This is a genomic window from Hyphomicrobium sp. MC8b, from assembly GCF_905067615.1.
In the GTDB taxonomy this organism is placed as follows: domain Bacteria; phylum Pseudomonadota; class Alphaproteobacteria; order Rhizobiales; family Hyphomicrobiaceae; genus Hyphomicrobium_B.
This window is the reverse complement of sequence record NZ_LR898465.1, coordinates 803368-821393: the sequence shown is the minus strand read 5'-3', so window position 1 is coordinate 821393 and position 18026 is coordinate 803368. Positions and strand designations below refer to the sequence as shown.

Annotated in this window: 18 protein-coding genes; 12 read left to right on the top strand and 6 right to left on the bottom strand. The window is 59.7% G+C overall.

The genetic code is table 11. From position 1 onward, the window contains the following. Window positions 1–39: 39 nt before the first annotated feature. Window positions 40–1071 (top strand): XdhC family protein, encoded by a 1032-nt coding sequence (locus ACLB1Z_RS03920; RefSeq protein ID WP_409562125.1) that lies wholly within the window; start codon window positions 40–42, stop codon window positions 1069–1071. Beyond that, the gene (locus tag ACLB1Z_RS03915) at window positions 1068–1679 is read left to right on the top strand and encodes an NTP transferase domain-containing protein (RefSeq protein ID WP_409562124.1); all 612 of its coding nucleotides are present in this window, start codon (window positions 1068–1070) and stop codon (window positions 1677–1679) included. Before ACLB1Z_RS03920 ends, ACLB1Z_RS03915 begins: the two co-directional genes overlap by 4 nt. Here ACLB1Z_RS03915 and ACLB1Z_RS03910 read toward each other — a convergent pair. The 5 genes from ACLB1Z_RS03910 to ACLB1Z_RS03890 are packed head-to-tail and all read right to left on the bottom strand — an operon-like array spanning window position 1658 to window position 7788. Continuing rightward, window positions 1658–2773, bottom strand: coding sequence for a DUF1513 domain-containing protein (locus ACLB1Z_RS03910; protein WP_409562123.1), 1116 nt, complete (start codon window positions 2771–2773; stop codon window positions 1658–1660). The two genes, ACLB1Z_RS03915 and ACLB1Z_RS03910, sit on opposite strands and share 22 nt — an antisense overlap. Next, window positions 2754–3824, bottom strand: coding sequence for an imelysin family protein (locus ACLB1Z_RS03905; protein ID WP_409562122.1), 1071 nt, complete (start codon window positions 3822–3824; stop codon window positions 2754–2756). Before ACLB1Z_RS03905 ends, ACLB1Z_RS03910 begins: the two co-directional genes overlap by 20 nt. Beyond that, window positions 3824–4993, bottom strand: a complete 1170-nt coding sequence (locus ACLB1Z_RS03900) for a di-heme oxidoredictase family protein (protein WP_409562121.1) — start codon at window positions 4991–4993, stop codon at window positions 3824–3826. Before ACLB1Z_RS03900 ends, ACLB1Z_RS03905 begins: the two co-directional genes overlap by 1 nt. Next, window positions 4990–6441: a multicopper oxidase family protein gene (locus ACLB1Z_RS03895; protein WP_409562120.1), complete on the bottom strand. Its 1452-nt coding sequence runs from the start codon at window positions 6439–6441 to the stop codon at window positions 4990–4992. Before ACLB1Z_RS03895 ends, ACLB1Z_RS03900 begins: the two co-directional genes overlap by 4 nt. A gap of 48 nt (window positions 6442–6489) precedes the next feature. After that, window positions 6490–7788, bottom strand: coding sequence for an imelysin family protein (locus tag ACLB1Z_RS03890; protein WP_409562119.1), 1299 nt, complete (start codon window positions 7786–7788; stop codon window positions 6490–6492). 214 nt (window positions 7789–8002) lie between these two features. Here ACLB1Z_RS03890 and ACLB1Z_RS03885 point away from each other — a divergent pair, with 214 nt between their 5' ends. The 8 genes from ACLB1Z_RS03885 (at window position 8003) to phoB (ending at window position 15455) form a co-directional block, all read left to right on the top strand. Next, a complete protein-coding gene (locus ACLB1Z_RS03885) occupies window positions 8003–8497 on the top strand; it encodes an RrF2 family transcriptional regulator (protein ID WP_409562118.1) in 495 nt (164 codons plus the stop codon). 234 nt (window positions 8498–8731) lie between these two features. Then, a complete protein-coding gene (locus ACLB1Z_RS03880; RefSeq protein WP_409562117.1) occupies window positions 8732–9808 on the top strand; it encodes an ATP-binding protein in 1077 nt (358 codons plus the stop codon). 403 nt (window positions 9809–10211) lie between these two features. Continuing rightward, entirely contained in the window at window positions 10212–11240 is a 1029-nt protein-coding gene (gene pstS, locus ACLB1Z_RS03875; protein ID WP_409563225.1) for a phosphate ABC transporter substrate-binding protein PstS, read from the top strand. A 92-nt stretch (window positions 11241–11332) separates the two neighbouring features. Beyond that, entirely contained in the window at window positions 11333–12325 is a 993-nt protein-coding gene (gene pstC, locus ACLB1Z_RS03870) for a phosphate ABC transporter permease subunit PstC (protein ID WP_409562116.1), read from the top strand. 2 nt (window positions 12326–12327) lie between these two features. Further along, window positions 12328–13179 carry a phosphate ABC transporter permease PstA gene (gene pstA / locus ACLB1Z_RS03865; RefSeq protein ID WP_013946234.1) on the top strand — a complete coding sequence of 284 codons (852 nt, stop codon included), beginning with the start codon at window positions 12328–12330 and terminating at the stop codon, window positions 13177–13179. Next, window positions 13176–13961 carry a phosphate ABC transporter ATP-binding protein PstB gene (gene pstB / locus ACLB1Z_RS03860; RefSeq protein WP_013946233.1) on the top strand — a complete coding sequence of 262 codons (786 nt, stop codon included), beginning with the start codon at window positions 13176–13178 and terminating at the stop codon, window positions 13959–13961. The genes pstA and pstB overlap by 4 nt, the downstream gene beginning before the upstream one ends. Before the next feature lie 40 nt (window positions 13962–14001). Continuing rightward, a complete protein-coding gene (phoU, locus tag ACLB1Z_RS03855) occupies window positions 14002–14715 on the top strand; it encodes a phosphate signaling complex protein PhoU (protein ID WP_013946232.1) in 714 nt (237 codons plus the stop codon). 35 nt (window positions 14716–14750) lie between these two features. Further along, a complete protein-coding gene (gene phoB / locus ACLB1Z_RS03850) occupies window positions 14751–15455 on the top strand; it encodes a phosphate regulon transcriptional regulator PhoB (protein WP_013946231.1) in 705 nt (234 codons plus the stop codon). A 116-nt stretch (window positions 15456–15571) separates the two neighbouring features. On the opposite strand, the gene ACLB1Z_RS03845 is transcribed toward phoB, so the two are convergent. Beyond that, on the bottom strand, window positions 15572–16561 hold the full coding sequence (locus ACLB1Z_RS03845) for a zinc ABC transporter substrate-binding protein (protein ID WP_409562115.1): 990 nt from the start codon (window positions 16559–16561) through the stop codon (window positions 15572–15574). A gap of 280 nt (window positions 16562–16841) precedes the next feature. Here ACLB1Z_RS03845 and ACLB1Z_RS03840 point away from each other — a divergent pair, with 280 nt between their 5' ends. Both ACLB1Z_RS03840 and ACLB1Z_RS03835 read left to right on the top strand, forming a co-directional pair. Further along, entirely contained in the window at window positions 16842–17414 is a 573-nt protein-coding gene (locus ACLB1Z_RS03840; RefSeq protein ID WP_409562114.1) for a DUF1007 family protein, read from the top strand. A 107-nt stretch (window positions 17415–17521) separates the two neighbouring features. Next, window positions 17522–17911, top strand: a complete 390-nt coding sequence (locus tag ACLB1Z_RS03835; RefSeq protein ID WP_409562113.1) for a thioredoxin fold domain-containing protein — start codon at window positions 17522–17524, stop codon at window positions 17909–17911. Window positions 17912–18026: the final 115 nt, after the last annotated feature.

The window sequence follows — 18026 nt, the reverse complement described above, 5'->3', positions numbered from 1 at the left end:
GCAATCGCGACACTGTGGCAACCAGTTGAAGATACCCCCGTGACCGATCTCAAGACCGCTGAAACGCCTCAAAAATCCGACGCCCCGAAGACCAATCCTCGGGCGGCAGCAAGGGCTTGGCTCGAAGCCGGACGCCCCGTCGCCATTGCGACTGTCATCGACACTTGGGGGTCGGCCCCCGTCCGCGCCGGCGGACAGATGGTTATCGCCGGCGAGGATGAGTTCCAGGGCTCCGTGTCGGGCGGGTGCGTCGAAGCCGATGTCATCGCCGCCGGGATGGACGTCATCGAGACCGGCAAACCCGACACGCTGAGCTTCGGGATAGCCGACGAAACAGCCTGGCGCGCAGGCCTGGCATGCGGCGGCAAGATCCGCGTCCACGTCAGCAAGCTCGATCCTAAAACCGATCTCGACTTTCTGAAAAAACTCGACAGTGCCGCCGCCGCTCGCGAGCCCGTCGTCGTGATGACGCGCCTCGCCGACGGCGCGAGGCAAATCTATGACGGCACAAGCACAACCGATCCCGCCATCTCCGAAGCCATCCGCCGCGCCCATAGCGGCGTCGACAAAAGCGGTGAAACGTTTCTCCATGCCCTGACGCCGCCGCCGCGCATCGTCATCGTCGGCGCGACCCACATCGGCCAGCACCTGGCGACGATGGCGACCGCTTCCGGCTACGATGTGAAGGTGATCGACCCGCGCACGGCCTTCGCGAATGCCACGCGTTTCGACCCGTCGCAGCTCATCGCGGGCTGGCCGGAGGATTGTTTTAGAAAGCTCACCGCCGATCCGTTTTCCGCCGTCGTCACGCTCACTCACGTCGACCACATCGACGACGAAGCCCTGTCCATCGCGCTCAAGTCGCCGTGCCGCTACATCGGCGCACTCGGCTCGCGCAGAACACACGCTAAACGCGTCGACCGCCTGAAGGCCGCGGGCTTCACCGACGACGATATTGCGCGCATACACGCGCCCGTCGGCCTCAATATCGAAGCCGAAACGCCCGGGGAAATCGCAACCTCGATCCTGGCGCAGATCATCTCGGCGTTCCGCAAAGCGCCTGACGCGTGACCGTCTCGGCTGTCATCCTGGCCGCTGGACGCTCATCCCGCTTCGAAGATGGCCACAAGCTGTTGGTCGAAATCGACGGCATTCCCGTTGTCCGCCGCGTTTGCCAGGCGCTGGCAGCATCCGACGCTGCCGACATCGTGCTGGTGACTTCGGAAGCAAATGGAGCTGTTGCAAAGGCCGCCGGACCAGGGCGCTGGAGCGTTGCCGAAAATCCCGACGCTCGCGATGGCCTCTCGACGTCGCTACGCATCGGCCTGAAAAGCATCTCGCAAGACGCCGACGGCCTGCTCGTTGCATTGGCCGACATGCCCGCCATTTCGACGGAGCTGGTGAATGCGCTTGTTTCGGCGTTCCTATCCAACTCGGCCACGATTGTCTTTCCCGTCGCGAGCGACGGCCGCAGGGGGCACCCGATCCTCTGGCCAAAATCGCTTTTTCCGGAACTCATGACCGTCACGGGCGACAGCGGCGGCAGGGCGATCCTCACCTCGCATCAAGCACTTTGGCGACCCGTACCGTGCGACGACGAAGGCGCCTTTGCCGACATCGACACCCGAGCCGACCTTGAGGCTTTCAAAGCCCGCGATCAGGCGATGCGCCGCAAGTGATTGTCGAACGCGATGTCCTGCAGCGCGCGCTCTGAAATCGTGCTCGCTTGCGCCGTCTCGTAGCGAATGATGCCGAAGCCCGACGACGCAGCGAAATCCCGCGTGCCTTCCGCCGCAAGCCCGCACACATCCTTGAGATTGCTGCGCCCGATGACGGTCGCCGTCTCGGTATCGACGTAGAGCACGTGCCCAGCCTTCGGCGCACTAGCCGCAATGAAGCGGCCGTCATTGCTCACCGCCATGGCGCCGATATAGCCCTTGAGGTCGTCGCCGCCCTTGCCTTGCGGTTCGAGAAGCTTGAACGGCCGATCGAGCCCGACGCTGCCCACGATCTGCGGCGGCGTCTCGCTTGGGCTGCCCTCCCATTGGCCGCCGAACCAGACGACGCCCTTCGCGTCCTGCGTCACGTGCCGGATCGACAGTGATTGCACGTCGCCCGTCATCTCATGTTTCGATAAAAGCTTGCCGCTCTCCGCGTCGACGAACGTCAACGACGGCTGCATTGAATCGACGTTGAGATTTTCTCGGCCCGCCACGGGCGTCGTATCAAGACCGCCATTTCCGCATGCAATGGTCTTGCCGTCGGCCAGCAGCATGATTTCGTGCGGACCCATGCCGAACGTCGAATGCTCGCCAATCTTCTTGAAGCTGCGGGCCACGTCATAAATGCCGATCACGCCCATGCCCGTCGCAATGTCGTTCTCGGACGCGTAAAGCAATCGCCCGTCCTGCGAGAACGAGCCATGCCCGAAGTAGTGGCGGCCTTCGCCCGGCGTGAACACATGCGGTGGCGTTGCGTTGTTGAGCTCGAAAGAAACCGCGAACGCGCCAGGTCGCCGAGCAAACACCACGACACGCCCCGACGTCTGGTCGATAGCAATGTCGTGTCCACGCGCCGACAACGGCACTTCGCGCAAGATCGCCCCATCAGCGCTGAGCAGCAGAATGCCGAACGAACCGTCGGCAAGGCGCGCTGCCGTAACGTAAGCCGCGCTTGTTCCCGCTGCCGCGAATTCCGGTCGAAGTGCCGTCGCGCCGACGAACGCCAGCGTGCCGAGCAGCATCTGCCTGCGATCAATCGCCATCGAGTTCATTGAAACCTACCGTCAGTTTGGCCGCCACCGACAGCCTGTTTGCGACCATGTTGCGCAATCCATTCGTGCGATCGAACACTTCCCGAAGCGTCGGCGCATCCTCGCGCTTGGCGTGGGGCATATGCCCGCCGACGCCGTCGCTAGATTCAAGCGTGCGCCATGTTCCCAGCACCCAATCCTTCATCCAAAGACGATCAGGCGGCAACCAGCTTTCAAGATTGAGAACATTGTAAAGCTGATGCAGCGACGCGACGCTTGCCGCATAGTAAGCCTTCTGCAATCCCGATTTATCGTAGGGCGGCGTCAGCCGGACCTTGGCATCGATCTGCGGCTTCACCTGCAGATCGGCCGTCAACCCTAAGCCGACGATCAATGCCTTGACGACTTCAACAGCCGCCTCACTATCGCTTTTGTACGTGTCGTTCGCGGGGCCTGGATGCAGCATCTTATCGGCCCAGCCGTCCGGCTTCTTCCAGCCCTCGGCCACTTCCGTCGCGAGGCTTGCGACATTGACAGCAATCGCATGCGCCACAAGGCACCGGTAACGCGCGGCATCCCCTGGCCCCAGTGGCACATTCTTATCGTGCATCAGCGTTTCGAGCGCCGGAAGCCCCTGCACAGCCGCACTCTGTTTTCGAATGGCGCCCGGCTGCGCAATCGTTTCATCCTTGTTCAAAAGCAACAGCCGCATCTGCCGGGCAACGAACCCGCGCGGATCGGGCCAGAATGAAATCTGCTCGCGCCGCCCTTTTTCGAGCATCGGCCCGAAGCGCAGGAAATCGACGCCTGCATAGGCGATAACGGCCTTGTCGAAGCGCTCTTGGAGCGCTTTTTCGGCTTCCGGCGAGCCCGTCTTGCAAACATCTTCAACGGCTTCCGGCAACGGCGCCGTCGCAGCCTTCAGCGCATCGATGTGCGGGATGATGTATTGTTCGATTGCAGCCTTCACCATGCCCGCATGGCTCAGCGGTTCAGGAGGCAGATCGGCGCTGACTGCCTCCGTCGCAAATGCCAAAAACGCCAGCACCGCGATCATGACTTTTCGTACCATCATAGCCCATTCACATAATCGACAAGCCGCTTCTTGTCGTCGACCTTCAAGGCCTCAAAAAGATTACGGCTGTGTTCCGCTTCTCCACCGTGCCGCTCGATCGCGTCTTCAACCGTTGCAGCCGAACCGTCGTGAAGATAGCGCCGGTCTTCGGGCCGCAAACGGCCATTGATTAACGGCGCCGTCCGCCATTCGAACGATTTCACGCCCGGCTCTCCGACATGGTCATCGAGCCCTGGACCCATATCGTGAAGCAAAAGATCGGTGAAGGCCGGAATTTGCCGCCCGTCGCGCGCCGTTAACGCCGGGACATGGCATGCCGCACACCCCGTCGAAGTAAATAGCGCCAAAGCCTCAGTCACGGGCCGGGCGCGAAGAGATTTCAGATAACTTGCGACGACACCGATCATCGGCGACGAAAGCTCGCGCCCCTCGAACGCCGGACTTTCGCCGTTCGGCGCGGACAGACAGGCCGTCTCAGCCGTCGTGCAGTCGCCATACGGCAACGGGAACAGCGGGCTCGACAGTCCGATATCGAACGCGAACGCATGCGCGATCTGCTCGTCGATCGAAACGTGCGCCGCTTTCCAGCCATAACGGCCGATGCCGTGCGGCGTGACGTTGGCGCGGCCTTTAACGGGCCCACCGCTCTTCGCGTTGTCGGCGGCGCGCTTTACGATCTCTTCGTCCGACACGTCGTCGAACGCGGCCTTGCCGAACAACTGCGGAGCAAGACGAACGCCCGCATGCACGCCCTCCCCCAGCGGCGGCCCATTCAGGTTGTAACTAAGGTGCGGTAGAAATCGTGCGCTGCCCTCGGGTTTCAATCCGGGGATCGCGTTGGTTTGCAGTTCAAGACCATAATAAGAATCTGTGGCGCCGTCGGCGGTGCCGAAGCGAACGACGGCGCCAACGATGTCCGGTTTGCCATCATCGCGCACGACCACATGCGCGCCGTCCGCGCGGGCATGACAGCCCGTGCATGACCGCGACGCAAACAGCGGCCCAAGACCATCGGTTCCGTTCGTAGAAGACGGCGCCGGAATCCACTGCCGGTCGAACAGCGCTTTGCCGACGGCAGCATCGAGCGGGTCGGCGCAACCGGCATCGGGCAGCAACATTCCAGCGAACAATGCCAGCACCGATAGGGCCTGCAACCGCCGCGTCATACGACCTCGATGTACCCCATCATGCCCGTCTCCTGATGTTCGAGGATATGGCAATGGAACATCCATTTTCCCGGAAGGCCCGCAACCAATCCGACCTGGATGCGCTCGTTCGGGATCAGCAGCACCGTATCGCAACGGAAGCGCGGAAGCTTCCGTTTACTTGAATTCAAAACTTCAAATGTGTGTCCATGAATATGGATCGGATGCGACCGCGGCGTCGTATTATCGAGTTCGAAGATATAGCTTTGCCCGGATTTCAGCACCGCGAGCGGCGGCCCGAGATCGCGATGATCCTGCCCTGGCCACGCGCGCTTGTTGATCGCCCAGAACGTCCGCTTCGTCAGACAGAGCGGCCCAAGCTCGATGCCGGGACCGGCGCCGATATCCGCGATGGCCTGTCCTGTTGGCGTCGCTGAAAACTCGAACGGAACGATTTGCGCGTTCGCTTCGTCGAGTTTCGGAAACGGCATCACCTTGAGCGGCGTCGGCTCGAACGCGTCCGAGCGTTTCGGCGGGCCTTCCGATTTGAACTCGGCAAGCACGAACGGTTCTTTCGCGAAGTAATCATAGAGTTTGATCGACCCGCCGGGCGCTGCCGTGCGCAACAGAATATCGACACGCATCGCGGTGCCGAGACGCCAGGATTCGAACGTCATCGGCGGCAGGCCGTTGCCATCTATGGCGATGATCGCAGCTTGCGCATCTTCAAAACCGATTTCGGAAATGCGCATCGGATCGAGGTTGTAGAACCGGATACGAACATTCGCCGACGATGGCACCGTGATCACCGGCGAGGTCGCACCATTGACGGACCGGATCGTTCCCGGCGTTCCGCCTTTGGCTGCGCCCTCGTCCGTCGAGAACGGAAGAAATTTGCCGTCGGGTCCGATGCGCCAGTCTTTGGCAAGCAGCACGTATTCCGCATCCGCCGGCTCGATCTCGTCACCTTCGACGATCAGTGCGCCAACCAATCCGCGCCCGAAGTGCTCCACCGAATTGCAGTGCGTATGAAAGAAGAACGAGCCCGTGTCCGGCGGCACGAATGAATACCGTCCCTCGCCGCCCGGCGGTATCGGCTGCTGTGTCAGATACGGAACGCCATCTTCCGCGTTCGGAATTCGAAGCCCATGCCAATGGATCGAGGCGACCTCGCCATTGCGCGGCAGATGGTTTCGGAAAACCGTATCGAGCCGCTCGCCGAGCTTGACCCGCACGATCGGAAACGTCGGGCCGGCTTCGAACGTCCAGAGCGGCAGCGTCTTGCCGCCGAAACATGGCAATGCCGTCGGCCGCTCTGCGAGATCGAGCGCAAGCGACTTGACGCCGTGCGCGATCGGCTTGGCGATGACCTCTTTTGCCTGAACCTTCCGCCCGGGGGCGACAAACCCCACCCCCGCGCTCGCGGTGAAGGCTGCGGCTCCGAGCATGAGGTCGCGACGCGTTACCATGCGTGCACCCTTTCAGCTCGCAGCCGCTGCGCTTTGACCGAAATCACCTTACTTTGCCTTGGCGACCTTATCGGGATCGTCAAGACTGTCCGAGCCCTCAATCTTGACCTTGAGGTTCAGCGCCGCAACGACCGCCTCGATGGCACGCGCCTGCGCAACGAGCGCATCGACCGCATCCAGGATCATCTTGTTTCCAGCCTCGTTCCCGGCTGCCAGCATTTGATCATAAGCCATTTCGCCGGAGTCGGCCTTGATCTTGATCGCCTTGATCTTCTCCAGCGTCACCGCCATCGCATCATCGACACGCTTCGCGGCGTCGGGCGCCTTATCGCGAGCAAGCTCGGCGATGCTCGGCCCACTGACCGGCGTCACGCCGTCGTACTTGCCGCTCCAGATCTCCATCATGCCGACCTGGTCGTAGTAGTGGCTGTTATGCGTATTGTCGGAGAAGCAGTCGTGCTCTTCCTCCGGATCATGCAGCAGAACGCCAAGCTTCATGCGCTCGCCTGCAAGCTCTCCGTACGACAGCGAACCGAGACCCGTGAGGATCGTGGAGAGCTGAGCATTGTCGTTCTGCTCCGCAAGCGCCTTGCGGGCTTTGCCGTCCGTCTTCCAGTCATCGACCATCTCGGCAAGATCATCGACCAACAGACCCGAAGCGGCTTTCAGGTAATCGCGGCGGCGGTCGCAATTGCCATGCGTGCAGTTCTTGAGGTCGTAATCGCTTGCCGGACGCTCGCCTGCACCCGGTCCTGTGCCGTGCAGATCCTGTCCCCAGAGCAGGAACTCGATCGCGTGATATCCGGTGCCGACATTCGACTCGACATCGAGCGCACTGTTGAGCTTTTTGATGACGTTCTTGTCGATCGTGCTGGCATCGAGCATCTTCGGCCCGAGCCGGATTTTCTTATTGGCGATGACGTTGGCCGTGTAGAGCGGATTTTCTTCCTTCGTGTCGCCGTAGCTTGCCTCGTCAACGTAATCAATCAGGCCTTCATCGAGCGGCCACGAGTTCACCTCGCCCTCCCAATCGTCGACGATGCTGTTGCCGAAGCGGAAGCCCTCCGTCTGCATGTAGGGGACGCGCGAAGCTTTCCAGGCCGTGCGCGCGGCCGCCAGCGTCTCGGCGTTCGGGGCCGCTAAAAACGCGTCAATCGACTTGTCGAGATCCTTGGCTTTCGCCAGCGCATCGCCATACATTGCCTCGGCCATGTCGCCGTAGTTTTTCATGATGTCTTTGGTGGCAGGCGGGCCCGCGAGCGCCGGTCCACAGGTGACGGCCAGAGCAACGGCCGATACGGCCGCAAATCGAGTTGCGCAGGTCCACAAATTTGCATTCTTCGACATCACAGATCTCCCGCAGCTTGCTGTCCTCTGCGATCCGCAACACTCGGACGGATTCGCCCAGCCCCATTATTGACCTCGATGGTATAGAAAGCCGGCGCAATTAAGTGTCAAGTGAACTCAGGTCAGTTCGGCCACTTGCCACCCTGACAAGAATTTGAAACAAGCAGGGATAGGAATTCTTCCGTCGCGATCGCGCGGTCCAGGTAATTCGAATATGCGCTTGACGAAGCAAACCGGCCACGCGATCCGCATTCTGATCGATTGTGCGCAGGCAAAAGACCAGCTTGTGAAAGTTGCCGACGTCTCAGACCGTCTGGGCGTCACGAAGCAGAACGTCTTCAAGATCGTCCACATTTTGTCGCATGCTGGATTTCTGACCGCCGTAAGAGGTCCCAACGGCGGCGTCCGCCTCGCCCGCCCGGCCACCCAAATCCGTGTCGGCGACGTGGTTCGTGCCATCGAAGTGACGCGCGTTCAAGTCGAAGGCGGCAATTCCGACCAGCCCAGCGAAGCCGACCCCGGCAACATCAACGCCATGTTCGACGACGCGCTGACAGCATTCATCTCTGTCCTCGATCAGCACACGCTTGCGGAACTCGCGGTCAAGTCGCCGATCGGTTTCACCGAAACCGAACCGAACGGATCGAGCCATTCGGACCACAAACTCCGTAGCAAGAAGCCGGCAGCACGCGGCACGCGGCGAACCTGAATTGCTGACTAGCTTATGGCGCCCTTCAAGATTACTCCAAAGGGCATGACCCGTGAGAACGCTCGCCTAAGTTTTGCAGCCCTTTGCGCTGTCGCCCTTCTTTTGTTCGCTCTATTGTCGATCTGGGCGAGCGGGCCACTTCGCGATTTAATTTTTTTCGGCTGTGGATTGTTTGCTGCCATTGCCGCGTTATTTGCATGGCCACGCGTTACGCTCGATCAAAAAGCGAGTGACATGACAGGCATTGGCTCAAGCTCAGATAAGAATTTGACTTGGATCGATCTCGCCGCCGCGATGCCCGATCCGGCGATCGTGCTCGATGAAGCCTCCGTCATCCTTAATTATAACGCTGCCGCCCGCAGCCTATTCGACCGCCTTCGCCAAGGCGTCCCGCTTGAGCATGTCAACCGCGATCCCGAGTTGATCTCAGCCGTTTCCAACGCACTTCAGAACGGCGAGAAAGGCACCGCACATCTCGTTCCGCGCGGCGGTGCCGGTCAACGTCTCATCGCCACTGTTGCCCCTCTCGGCGCGGCGGTGGAACACCCTCCGATTGCCGCGCTAATTACAATCCATGATGAATCCGAGCAGCATCGCCTGCTTGAGATGCGCACGGACTTTATCGCCAACGCCAGCCACGAACTTAGAACGCCGCTGGCATCCGTGCGCGGCTTCATCGAAACCCTGCAAGGCCCGGCGCGAAATGACGAAAAAGCCCGAGAGCGCTTCCTCGCCATCATGGCCGATCAGGCCGAACGCATGACGCGCCTGATCGACGATCTGCTGCTACTCAGCCGCGTCGAGGAAAAGGCCAACCTGAAGCCGGAAGGCCGCGTTGACGTCAACGATCTCATCGAAGACGTCACCCGCTCTTTGATGCCTTTTGCAGAAGAACGGCACATCACAATCGAGGTCGAACCATCAGCCGGCCCGCTGATCGCGATGGGCGATCGCGATGAGTTGTTCCAGGTCTTTCACAACCTCGTTGAAAATGCCGTCAAATACGGCAAAGAAGGCGGCTCCGTAAAAGTTTCTTTACTGAAGAAAAACAGTGCGCGAGATGAAAAATTTCCCGCACGCGCTCACGTTTCGATCACGGATAACGGCCCAGGCATCGCACCTGAGCATTTGCCCCGCCTCACCGAGCGCTTCTACCGCGTTAGCGCCGAACATAGCCGCCGCATCGGCGGCACAGGTCTCGGCCTCGCGATCGTCAAGCACGTGCTGAACCGGCACGAAGCCGAGCTTTCCGTCCAATCGGTGGTCGGCCAGGGCACCACTTTTAACGTCTCTCTGCCTGCCTACAAATAAATATAATAAAATCATACAACTAGATTGTCACAATTCCATAGCTTGAACTCGCTAGAACGAGTCCCGCGTTGGATGACAGTGTTATGACTGCCGCTGAAAGCCAGTTGGCCTAGTCCGAACAACCTAATCTTTCGCGGCGCGCGCCTTGGGGGAGGGCCGCAGACGCTTCCTGAAATTGTTCTCTCAGGGAGCATCTTTGCAGGATCCGTCGGAAGAAACCCGATCACCGCATCTGAAAGAGACGACTACGGACGATTTCTACGGCTTAGAAAACAATCCGTTAACGTTTCACAAAGGCGTGAACTAACTGGACTAGAGAGTGCTTGCCGGCTCGCCCGGCAGATGGAGTGGCGAGGCCTCAAGCCCCCGTTCAACAAGGAGACCACGAGTGAAACAGTCTTTTATGGCGCTTATTGCGGCGTTTGCGGCGACAGCCGCTGCGACCGCCCCCGTCAAAGCCGACAACATTTCCGGCGCGGGTGCCACGTTCCCGTATCCGATCTACGCAAAGTGGGCTGACGCCTACAAGAAAGAGACCGGCGTCGGCTTGAACTATCAGTCGATTGGCTCCGGCGGCGGCATCAAGCAGATCGAAGCCAACACCGTCACGTTCGGCGCTTCCGACATGCCGCTGAAGGGCGACAAGCTCGAGAAGGACGGCTTGGTTCAGTTCCCGACCGTTATGGGCGGCATCGTTCCTGTCGTGAACCTCGACGGCATTAAGCCGAACGAACTCGTTTTTGACGGCCCGACGCTCGCCAAAATCTACCTCGGCGAAATCACCGCCTGGAACGACCCGGCCATCGCGAAGCTCAACCCGGGTGTGAAGCTTCCCTCGGATGCGATCGCCGTTGTTTCGCGCTCGGACGGATCGGGCACGACGTTCGTCTGGACGAACTATCTCTCGAAAGTCAGCCCTGACTTCAAGTCGAAGGTCGGCTCGAACACGTCGGTTCAGTTCCCCGTCGGCATCGGCGCGAAGGGCAACGAAGGCGTTGCTAACAACGTGATGCAGACGAAGGGCGCTATCGGCTACGTCGAATACGCTTATGCCAAGCAGAACAAGCTCACGAACACGAAGCTGATCAACAAGGACGGCAAGGCTGTCGAGCCGGTTGTGACGGCATTCCAGGCCGCTGCTGCCAGCGCCGATTGGGCTTCGGCTCCGGGCATGGGCGTTGTCCTGACGGACGAGCCGGGCGCGGAATCGTGGCCGATCACGAACCCGACCTTCATCCTGATGCACAAGAAGTCGAAGGATGCTGCTGCTGCGAAGGAAGCTCTCAAGTTCTTCGAATGGGCCTATGCCAACGGCGACAAAGCTGCGGAAGAACTCGACTACGTTCCGCTTCCTGACAACGTCGTTGCGATGATCAAGAAGAGCTGGGCTGATATCGTCGGCGACGATAACAAGCCGGTTCTTTCGAACTAAGCAACTTTCGCTAAGCTGGGAGACGCCTGCTCGCAGGTGTCTCCCGGTTGCGCTAAAAAAATGATGTCCTTATCCTGGTGCGGAGCGGAAACTTGACCTTCATGACAGACGCCAACACGCAAGCGATGGCTGCGGCGGCAGCCAGACGCAAAGTACTTGAAGGTCTAAAAACGACGGACACAATGTTCCGTCTACTAACGAAGTCCTCCGCTTATTTCGTTCTGATCCTCCTAAGCGCGATTTTCATTTCGCTGGTCATCGGCGGCTCACTCGCATTCAAGACCTTCGGCCTAAACTTTCTCACGACCGAGGTCTGGAACCCTGTTACCGAGCAATTTGGCGCGCTGGCACCGATCTACGGCACGATCGTGACGTCGGCGATCGCCATGCTCGTCGCTGTTCCCATAGCCATTGGCATTGCAGTATTTCTGACCGAGCTTTGCCCGATGTCCCTTCGCCGTCCGATCGGCATTGCAATCGAATTGCTCGCCGGCATTCCAAGCATCATCTATGGCATCTGGGGCTTGTTCTATTTCGCCCCTACTCTGCAGCGCTATGTCCAGCCCGAGCTGATCGCCTTCTTCAAACCGATCCCGGTCCTCAACGGCCTGTTCGCCGGTCCGCCATATGGCATCGGCATTCTGACCTCGGCCCTCATCCTGGCGATGATGGTTCTGCCCTTCATTACTGCGGTCTGCCGTGACGTTTTCGAGACTGTCCCACCGGTGCTGAAAGAAGCGGCCTACGGCTTGGGATGGACCACCCGCGAAGTCGTAAAAAACGTCGTCATTCCCTATACCCGCGTCGGCATCATCGGCGGCGTCATGCTCGGCCTCGGCCGCGCTCTCGGGGAGACGATGGCGGTTACCTTCGTGATCGGCAACGCACACCGGATTTCGGAATCAATCCTGGCACCGGGCACCACGATCTCTGCCACGATCGCCAACGAGTTCACCGAAGCGGTCGGCGACATCTACACATCGTCGCTCATCGCTCTCGGCCTCATCCTTTTCTTCATAACCTTTGTCGTCCTGGCTCTCGCTCGCCTCATGCTGATGCGTATCGAGAAAAAGGCGGGAGCATAAACATGGCCTTGGATATGGCAAAATACCGCCGTCGGCGCGTGCGAAGCACGATCACCGTCGGCCTGTGCTGGGCGGCATCCGCGCTCGGCTTAACGATCCTGGCCGTCATCCTCGCGACGCTGCTGTTCAAAGGCTTCGCGGGCTTGAACTTCAAGGTATTTACGGAAATGACGCCGCCGCCTGGCAGCGACGGCGGCCTTCTGAACGCCATCGCGGGCAGCTTCGTGATGTCTTTCATCGGCGTCGCGGTCGGCACGCCGATCGGCATCCTTGCCGGCACGTATCTGGCGGAGTATGGCCGTTACAGCAAAGTCTCGTCGGTGATCCGCTTCATCAACGACATTCTGCTCAGCGCCCCTTCGATCGTGACGGGCCTCTTCGTCTACGAGATCCTCGTCCGCACGATGGGCCACTTCTCGGCCATCGCCGGTGCTGCGGCCCTGGCGGTACTTGTCATCCCAACGGTCGTTCGCACGACTGAAAATATGCTGCTGTTGGTTCCGAATCAGCTTCGCGAAGCCTCTTCAGCGCTCGGCATGCCCCAGTCGCTCGTCATTCGTAAGGTGGCTTACAAGGCGGCCCGCGCCGGCATGATCACGGGCGTGCTGCTGGCCATCGCCCGCGTCAGCGGCGAAACCGCTCCGCTTCTGTTCACCGCTCTTAACAACCAGTTCTGGAGCACCGATCTTAATGCTCCGATGGCAAGCTTGCCGGTCGTTATCTTCCAGTATGCCTTGAGCCCTTACGAGGACTGGCAGCGCCTCGCCTGGACCGGCGCACTGTTAATCACCGCAGCGGTGCTCACGCTCAGTATCGCCGCTCGTTACCTGGGTACTTCGAGGACATCCAAATGAACGTAATGTCAAAAGACGTCGACACCGGCCTGACCGAGAAAATTTCGGTCCAGGACCTGAAGTTCTACTACGGATCGACTCTGGCCCTCAAAGGCATCTCGTTGCCGCTTTACGAGCGGCAGGTGACAGCCTTCATCGGACCTTCGGGTTGCGGCAAGTCCACGCTCCTGCGTGTTTTGAACCGCATGTACGATCTTTATCCCGGCCAGCACGCCGAAGGTAAGATCATGTTCGACGGTGAAAACATCCTCGACATGAAGGACCTGAACCTGCTGCGCTCGCGCATCGGCATGGTGTTCCAGAAGCCGACGCCGTTCCCGATGACGATCTACGAAAATATCGCGTTCGGTCTTCGCCTTTATGAGCGCCTGCCGAAATCCGAAGTCGACGCCCGCGTCGAAAGCGCCCTCGAAAAGGCGGCTCTCTGGAAGGAAGTAAAAGACAAGCTGCACGCCAGCGGCCTGTCGCTGTCCGGTGGTCAGCAGCAACGTCTGTGCATCGCCCGCACAGTTGCGATCCGCCCAGAAGTCATCCTGTTCGACGAGCCCTGCTCCGCTCTCGATCCGATTTCGACCGCTAAGGTCGAAGAGCTGATCGACGAGTTGAAGAACGAATTCACGATCGCCATCGTGACCCACAACATGCAGCAGGCAGTCCGCGTCTCGCAGAATACTGCTTTCATGTACCTCGGCGATCTCGTCGAATTCGGCGACACCAAAAAGCTTTTCACAAACCCAACGGATAGTCGCACGCAAGACTACATCACCGGCCGCTTCGGCTAGTGATGACGTTGAGGCCAAACCGGATTTCAGGATTACGACGATGAACGAACATACCGTGAAGTCATACGAGGAAGAGTTGAAGCTCCTCGACCGTCGCATCGCGCAGATGGGCGGCTATGCCGAAAAGCTTCTCGTTCAGGCGATGGACTCGCTCGAACGCCGCGACCCTAAGCTCGCCGAGAAAGCCGTTTCCGACGATGTCATGGTCGACCAGCTCGAACGCGAGCTGCAGGACCAGGTCATTCTGATGATTGCCCGCCGCCAGCCGGTCGCCAACGACCTGCGCCACATCATGACGGTCATCAAGATTGCGGGCGACCTTGAGCGTATCGGCGACCTTGCCAAGAACATCGCCAAGCGCGCTCTCACCATTGCAGGGGAAGCCTATCCCAAGCCGCTGATGACCGGCATGCGCCACATGACAGAGATGGTGCAGCAGCAGCTCAAGGACGTTCTTGATGCGTTGACGACGCTCGATGCCGAGAAGGCGATGGAAGTCTGGCGCAACGACCAGCAGGTCGACGCCATGTATAACTCGCTGTTCCGCGAACTGCTGACGTACATGATGGAAGATCCGCGCAACATCGGAATCTGCACGCACTTCCTCTTTGGCGCCAAGAATATCGAGCGCATTGGCGACCACACGACAAACATCGCCGAGAACGTCTACTACCTCGTGCACGGCGTACCGATCGCCGACGATCGGCCGAAGGGCGACAAGACCTCTTCGACACTGATTACGCCGCGCCAGTGACCGTACGACCCTGAGAGCAACCCCGATCCAATATCATGCCAGCTAAGATCATCGTTGTTGAAGACGAAGCGCCGCTAGCCGAGCTTCTGAAGTACAATCTTCAGTCGGAAGGCTACGACGTCGTGCAAGCCGCCGACGGCGAGGAAGCAGAACTATTGCTCGCCGAACAAACCTTCGATCTGGCGATATTGGATTGGATGATCCCGAAGATTTCCGGGATCGAGCTTTGCCGCCGTCTGCGCAACCGCGGCGACACGCAGAGCCTGCCCATCATCCTGCTGACCGCCCGCGGTGAGGAATCTGACCGCGTGCGGGGCCTGACGACCGGCGCCGACGACTACGTCACGAAGCCGTTCTCCGTGCAGGAATTGATGGCACGTGTGAAGGCCCTGCTCCGGCGCGCGGCGCCGGAGCGCATGAGCGATATTCTCGTCTCCGGCGAGATCACGATGGACCGTGGCGCCCACAAAGTGACGCGCGGCGTCCGCGAGGTCCGCCTCGGCCCGACCGAATACCGAATGCTCGAAGTCTTCATGGAAAGCCCGCGCCGCGTTCTCTCGCGCAGCCAGCTCCTCGACCGCGTATGGGGCCAGTCCTCGGAGGTCGACGAGCGCACCGTCGACGTTCACATCGGCCGTCTCAGAAAATCGCTGATCCGCGGCAACGAGGCCGATCCGATTCGCACGGTCCGCGGTGCCGGCTATGTCTTCGACGGCCGCGAAGCCGAAACGCAGGCTTGATAGCGAGCCATGTCCTCGGGCTTGTCCCGAGAATCCGACAATCAACATCACCGCGGCATAATAGATCCCCGGTCTAACGCCGAGGATGACGAGAAAATACAGCTAAAGACTGGCTCTCAGCTCGGCGCGGTTAGGCAGCTCGACAGGTTGCGCGCGACGCCCCGCATCAGATCGAAGTAGAGCTTCGGCCCCGGCGTCAGCAATTGCCCTTCGACGTCGATCGTCCCCGAACGGGCATGCGTCCCTTCGGTAACCGCAGCAACAAGGTTTGGCTGGAACTCCGGTTCGGTAAAAACACAGACCGCACCGAGCGACGAAATCTTGCTGCGAACCTCCGTCAGTCTTTTTGCACTCGGCGGCACGTCCGGGCTGACCGTAATCGATCCCACGGCGTGAAGCCCGAAGTGATGTTCGAAATACTGTGTCGCGTCATGGAAGACAATGAAGGGCTTGCCTTGCGTCCCTTTCAGTTCACTCGAAAGGTCATGGTCGAGCGTATCGAGATCGGCATCGAGCGCCGCCTCGTTGCTTTTCACTTTGCTCGCATACTCAGGATAGCGGGCAATGAGTGCTTTCGCGACGTCGGCCGCAATCGCCTTGGCGTTCGACGGATCGAGCCAGAGATGTCCATCCTTGCCATCCTCATCATGATCGTCGTGATCGTCGTGATCGGCAGCGCCCGCTTCGTCGTGATCGTGCGCGTCCGCCTCATGCTCGTGCTCATGCTTCTCGAACGTGCCGCCTTCGCGTTGATCGAGCAGCGTCACGCCATCTGCGCCTGCAAGCGTCACCACTTTCACGTTCGACGGCAATGTCGTCACGATCTTGCGCGTAAACGGCTCCAGCGTATCCGACACACGAACGAAAACATCCGCTTCGTTGATGGCCCGCGCTGTCGACGGCTTGAGCGTGAACGTGTGCGGCGACGCCGACCCTTCAACGATCAGCTTCGGCGTCCCGATGCCGTCCATCAGACGCGTCACAAGCGAATGTATGGGCTTGATCGTCACGACGACTTTCGGCGCTTCGGCAGCGCTGACGGCGGTCGTCGCGCTTGTCATCGCGGCCGCCAGAAAACCGAAACATCGTGCCGCTGAACGCTTCATTCCCGCCATCCTGCTGAGTAAAAGGATATAATATAACCGTCGCTGTCGGCGCGCAACCGCACCGGCGAATTGGCCTATGCCCGCCAAATAGCGCAGCGCGTCGCAATCTCGCCACGTTCAATGTGCGTTTCGTATGAAACGCACTCCGAAGAATCGCGCGCAAAGCGGAGCAAAGGAATTGGGGCCGATCTTGCATAAGTCGTTCAATAAATGTCTCAGCCTCGCGGCCGCCGCGATAATGCTCCTCGCTTTCTCTATACCGGCCTCTGCGCATCCTCATATGTGGATCACGTATGAGATGACGGTCGACTACTACAACGGCACCGTTACGGGCGTCGACCATGTCTGGAGCTTCGACGACTCATACGCCGCCATGGCGCTCGAAGGTCTCGACACCAACAACGACGGCAAATACGACCAGCACGAGCTTGAGCCGCTCCTGAAGGTCAACATGGATGGCCTCAAAGAGTTCAACTACTTCACGGTGGCCAAGCTCGGCGAAGAGCAATTGGCGTTTTCACCGCCGACGCAAGCGCACCTCGAATACACCAATGGCGTCCTCCGCCTTTACTTCCATCTGTCGCTGGCGAAGCCTGTCCTTGCCGATGCCGAGGGCCTGACATTCGCCGTCTTCGATCCCTCCTATTTCATCGACTTCGAGCCAGAGAAAACGGACGCCATCAAACTTGCATCAGCGCCCGCAGGCTGCGCGGCGACGCTGCTCGATCCCGATGCGGAAAAGACCGACGCGCAGGCCCGGAAGCTCGGCGCCGCGATGGCGCAGCAGTTCGGCGCCGGCGTCGTCGGTTTCGGCTCCTACAAAACCGTGGCGATCACCTGCAAGAAATCCTGACCGTCCCGCTTTGGCACAGCGGTTAAGGAACCGGCGAGATTCCTCAGCTGCCAGGCCGTTAATGACTTAGAAAGGATGTCTTCTTGCGGACCGCGAGGTGACATCAAATGCGTACGGCCCTTCGCACGTTGCTTTTCCTCGTGCTGATGCTCGCACCCGTTACGATTTCGCACGCCGACATCGATACCGAAGCTGCCATTCCGAACGGCGCATTCGAACTCGTTGTCGTCGAAGCCGAGGGATGCATCTACTGCCAGCTTTTCCGCCGCGACGTGCTGCCGGCCTACGAGGCATCGTCTCAGGCCAAGGATCTGCCGGTGCGCTTCGTCGATATTAACGATATCGCGGCCGACCATCTGAATTTCAAATCCGGTGTCGACATCGTGCCGACATTTGTGGTCGTCAAATCACATACCGAAGTCGGCCGGATTTCCGGCTACATCGGCCCGGAGAACTTCTTCCACTCGATCAGCTATCTGCTGGCTTCAGCCCCCTAAAAGCGCCCAAACGTCGCCCAAGCAGCCAAAAGCCCATGCAATTGGCTTTTTCATTTCGAATTCCCCACGTATCGGTGCCCAAAACCCTTGTAAACTCGGGCTCGCTCCTGTACCG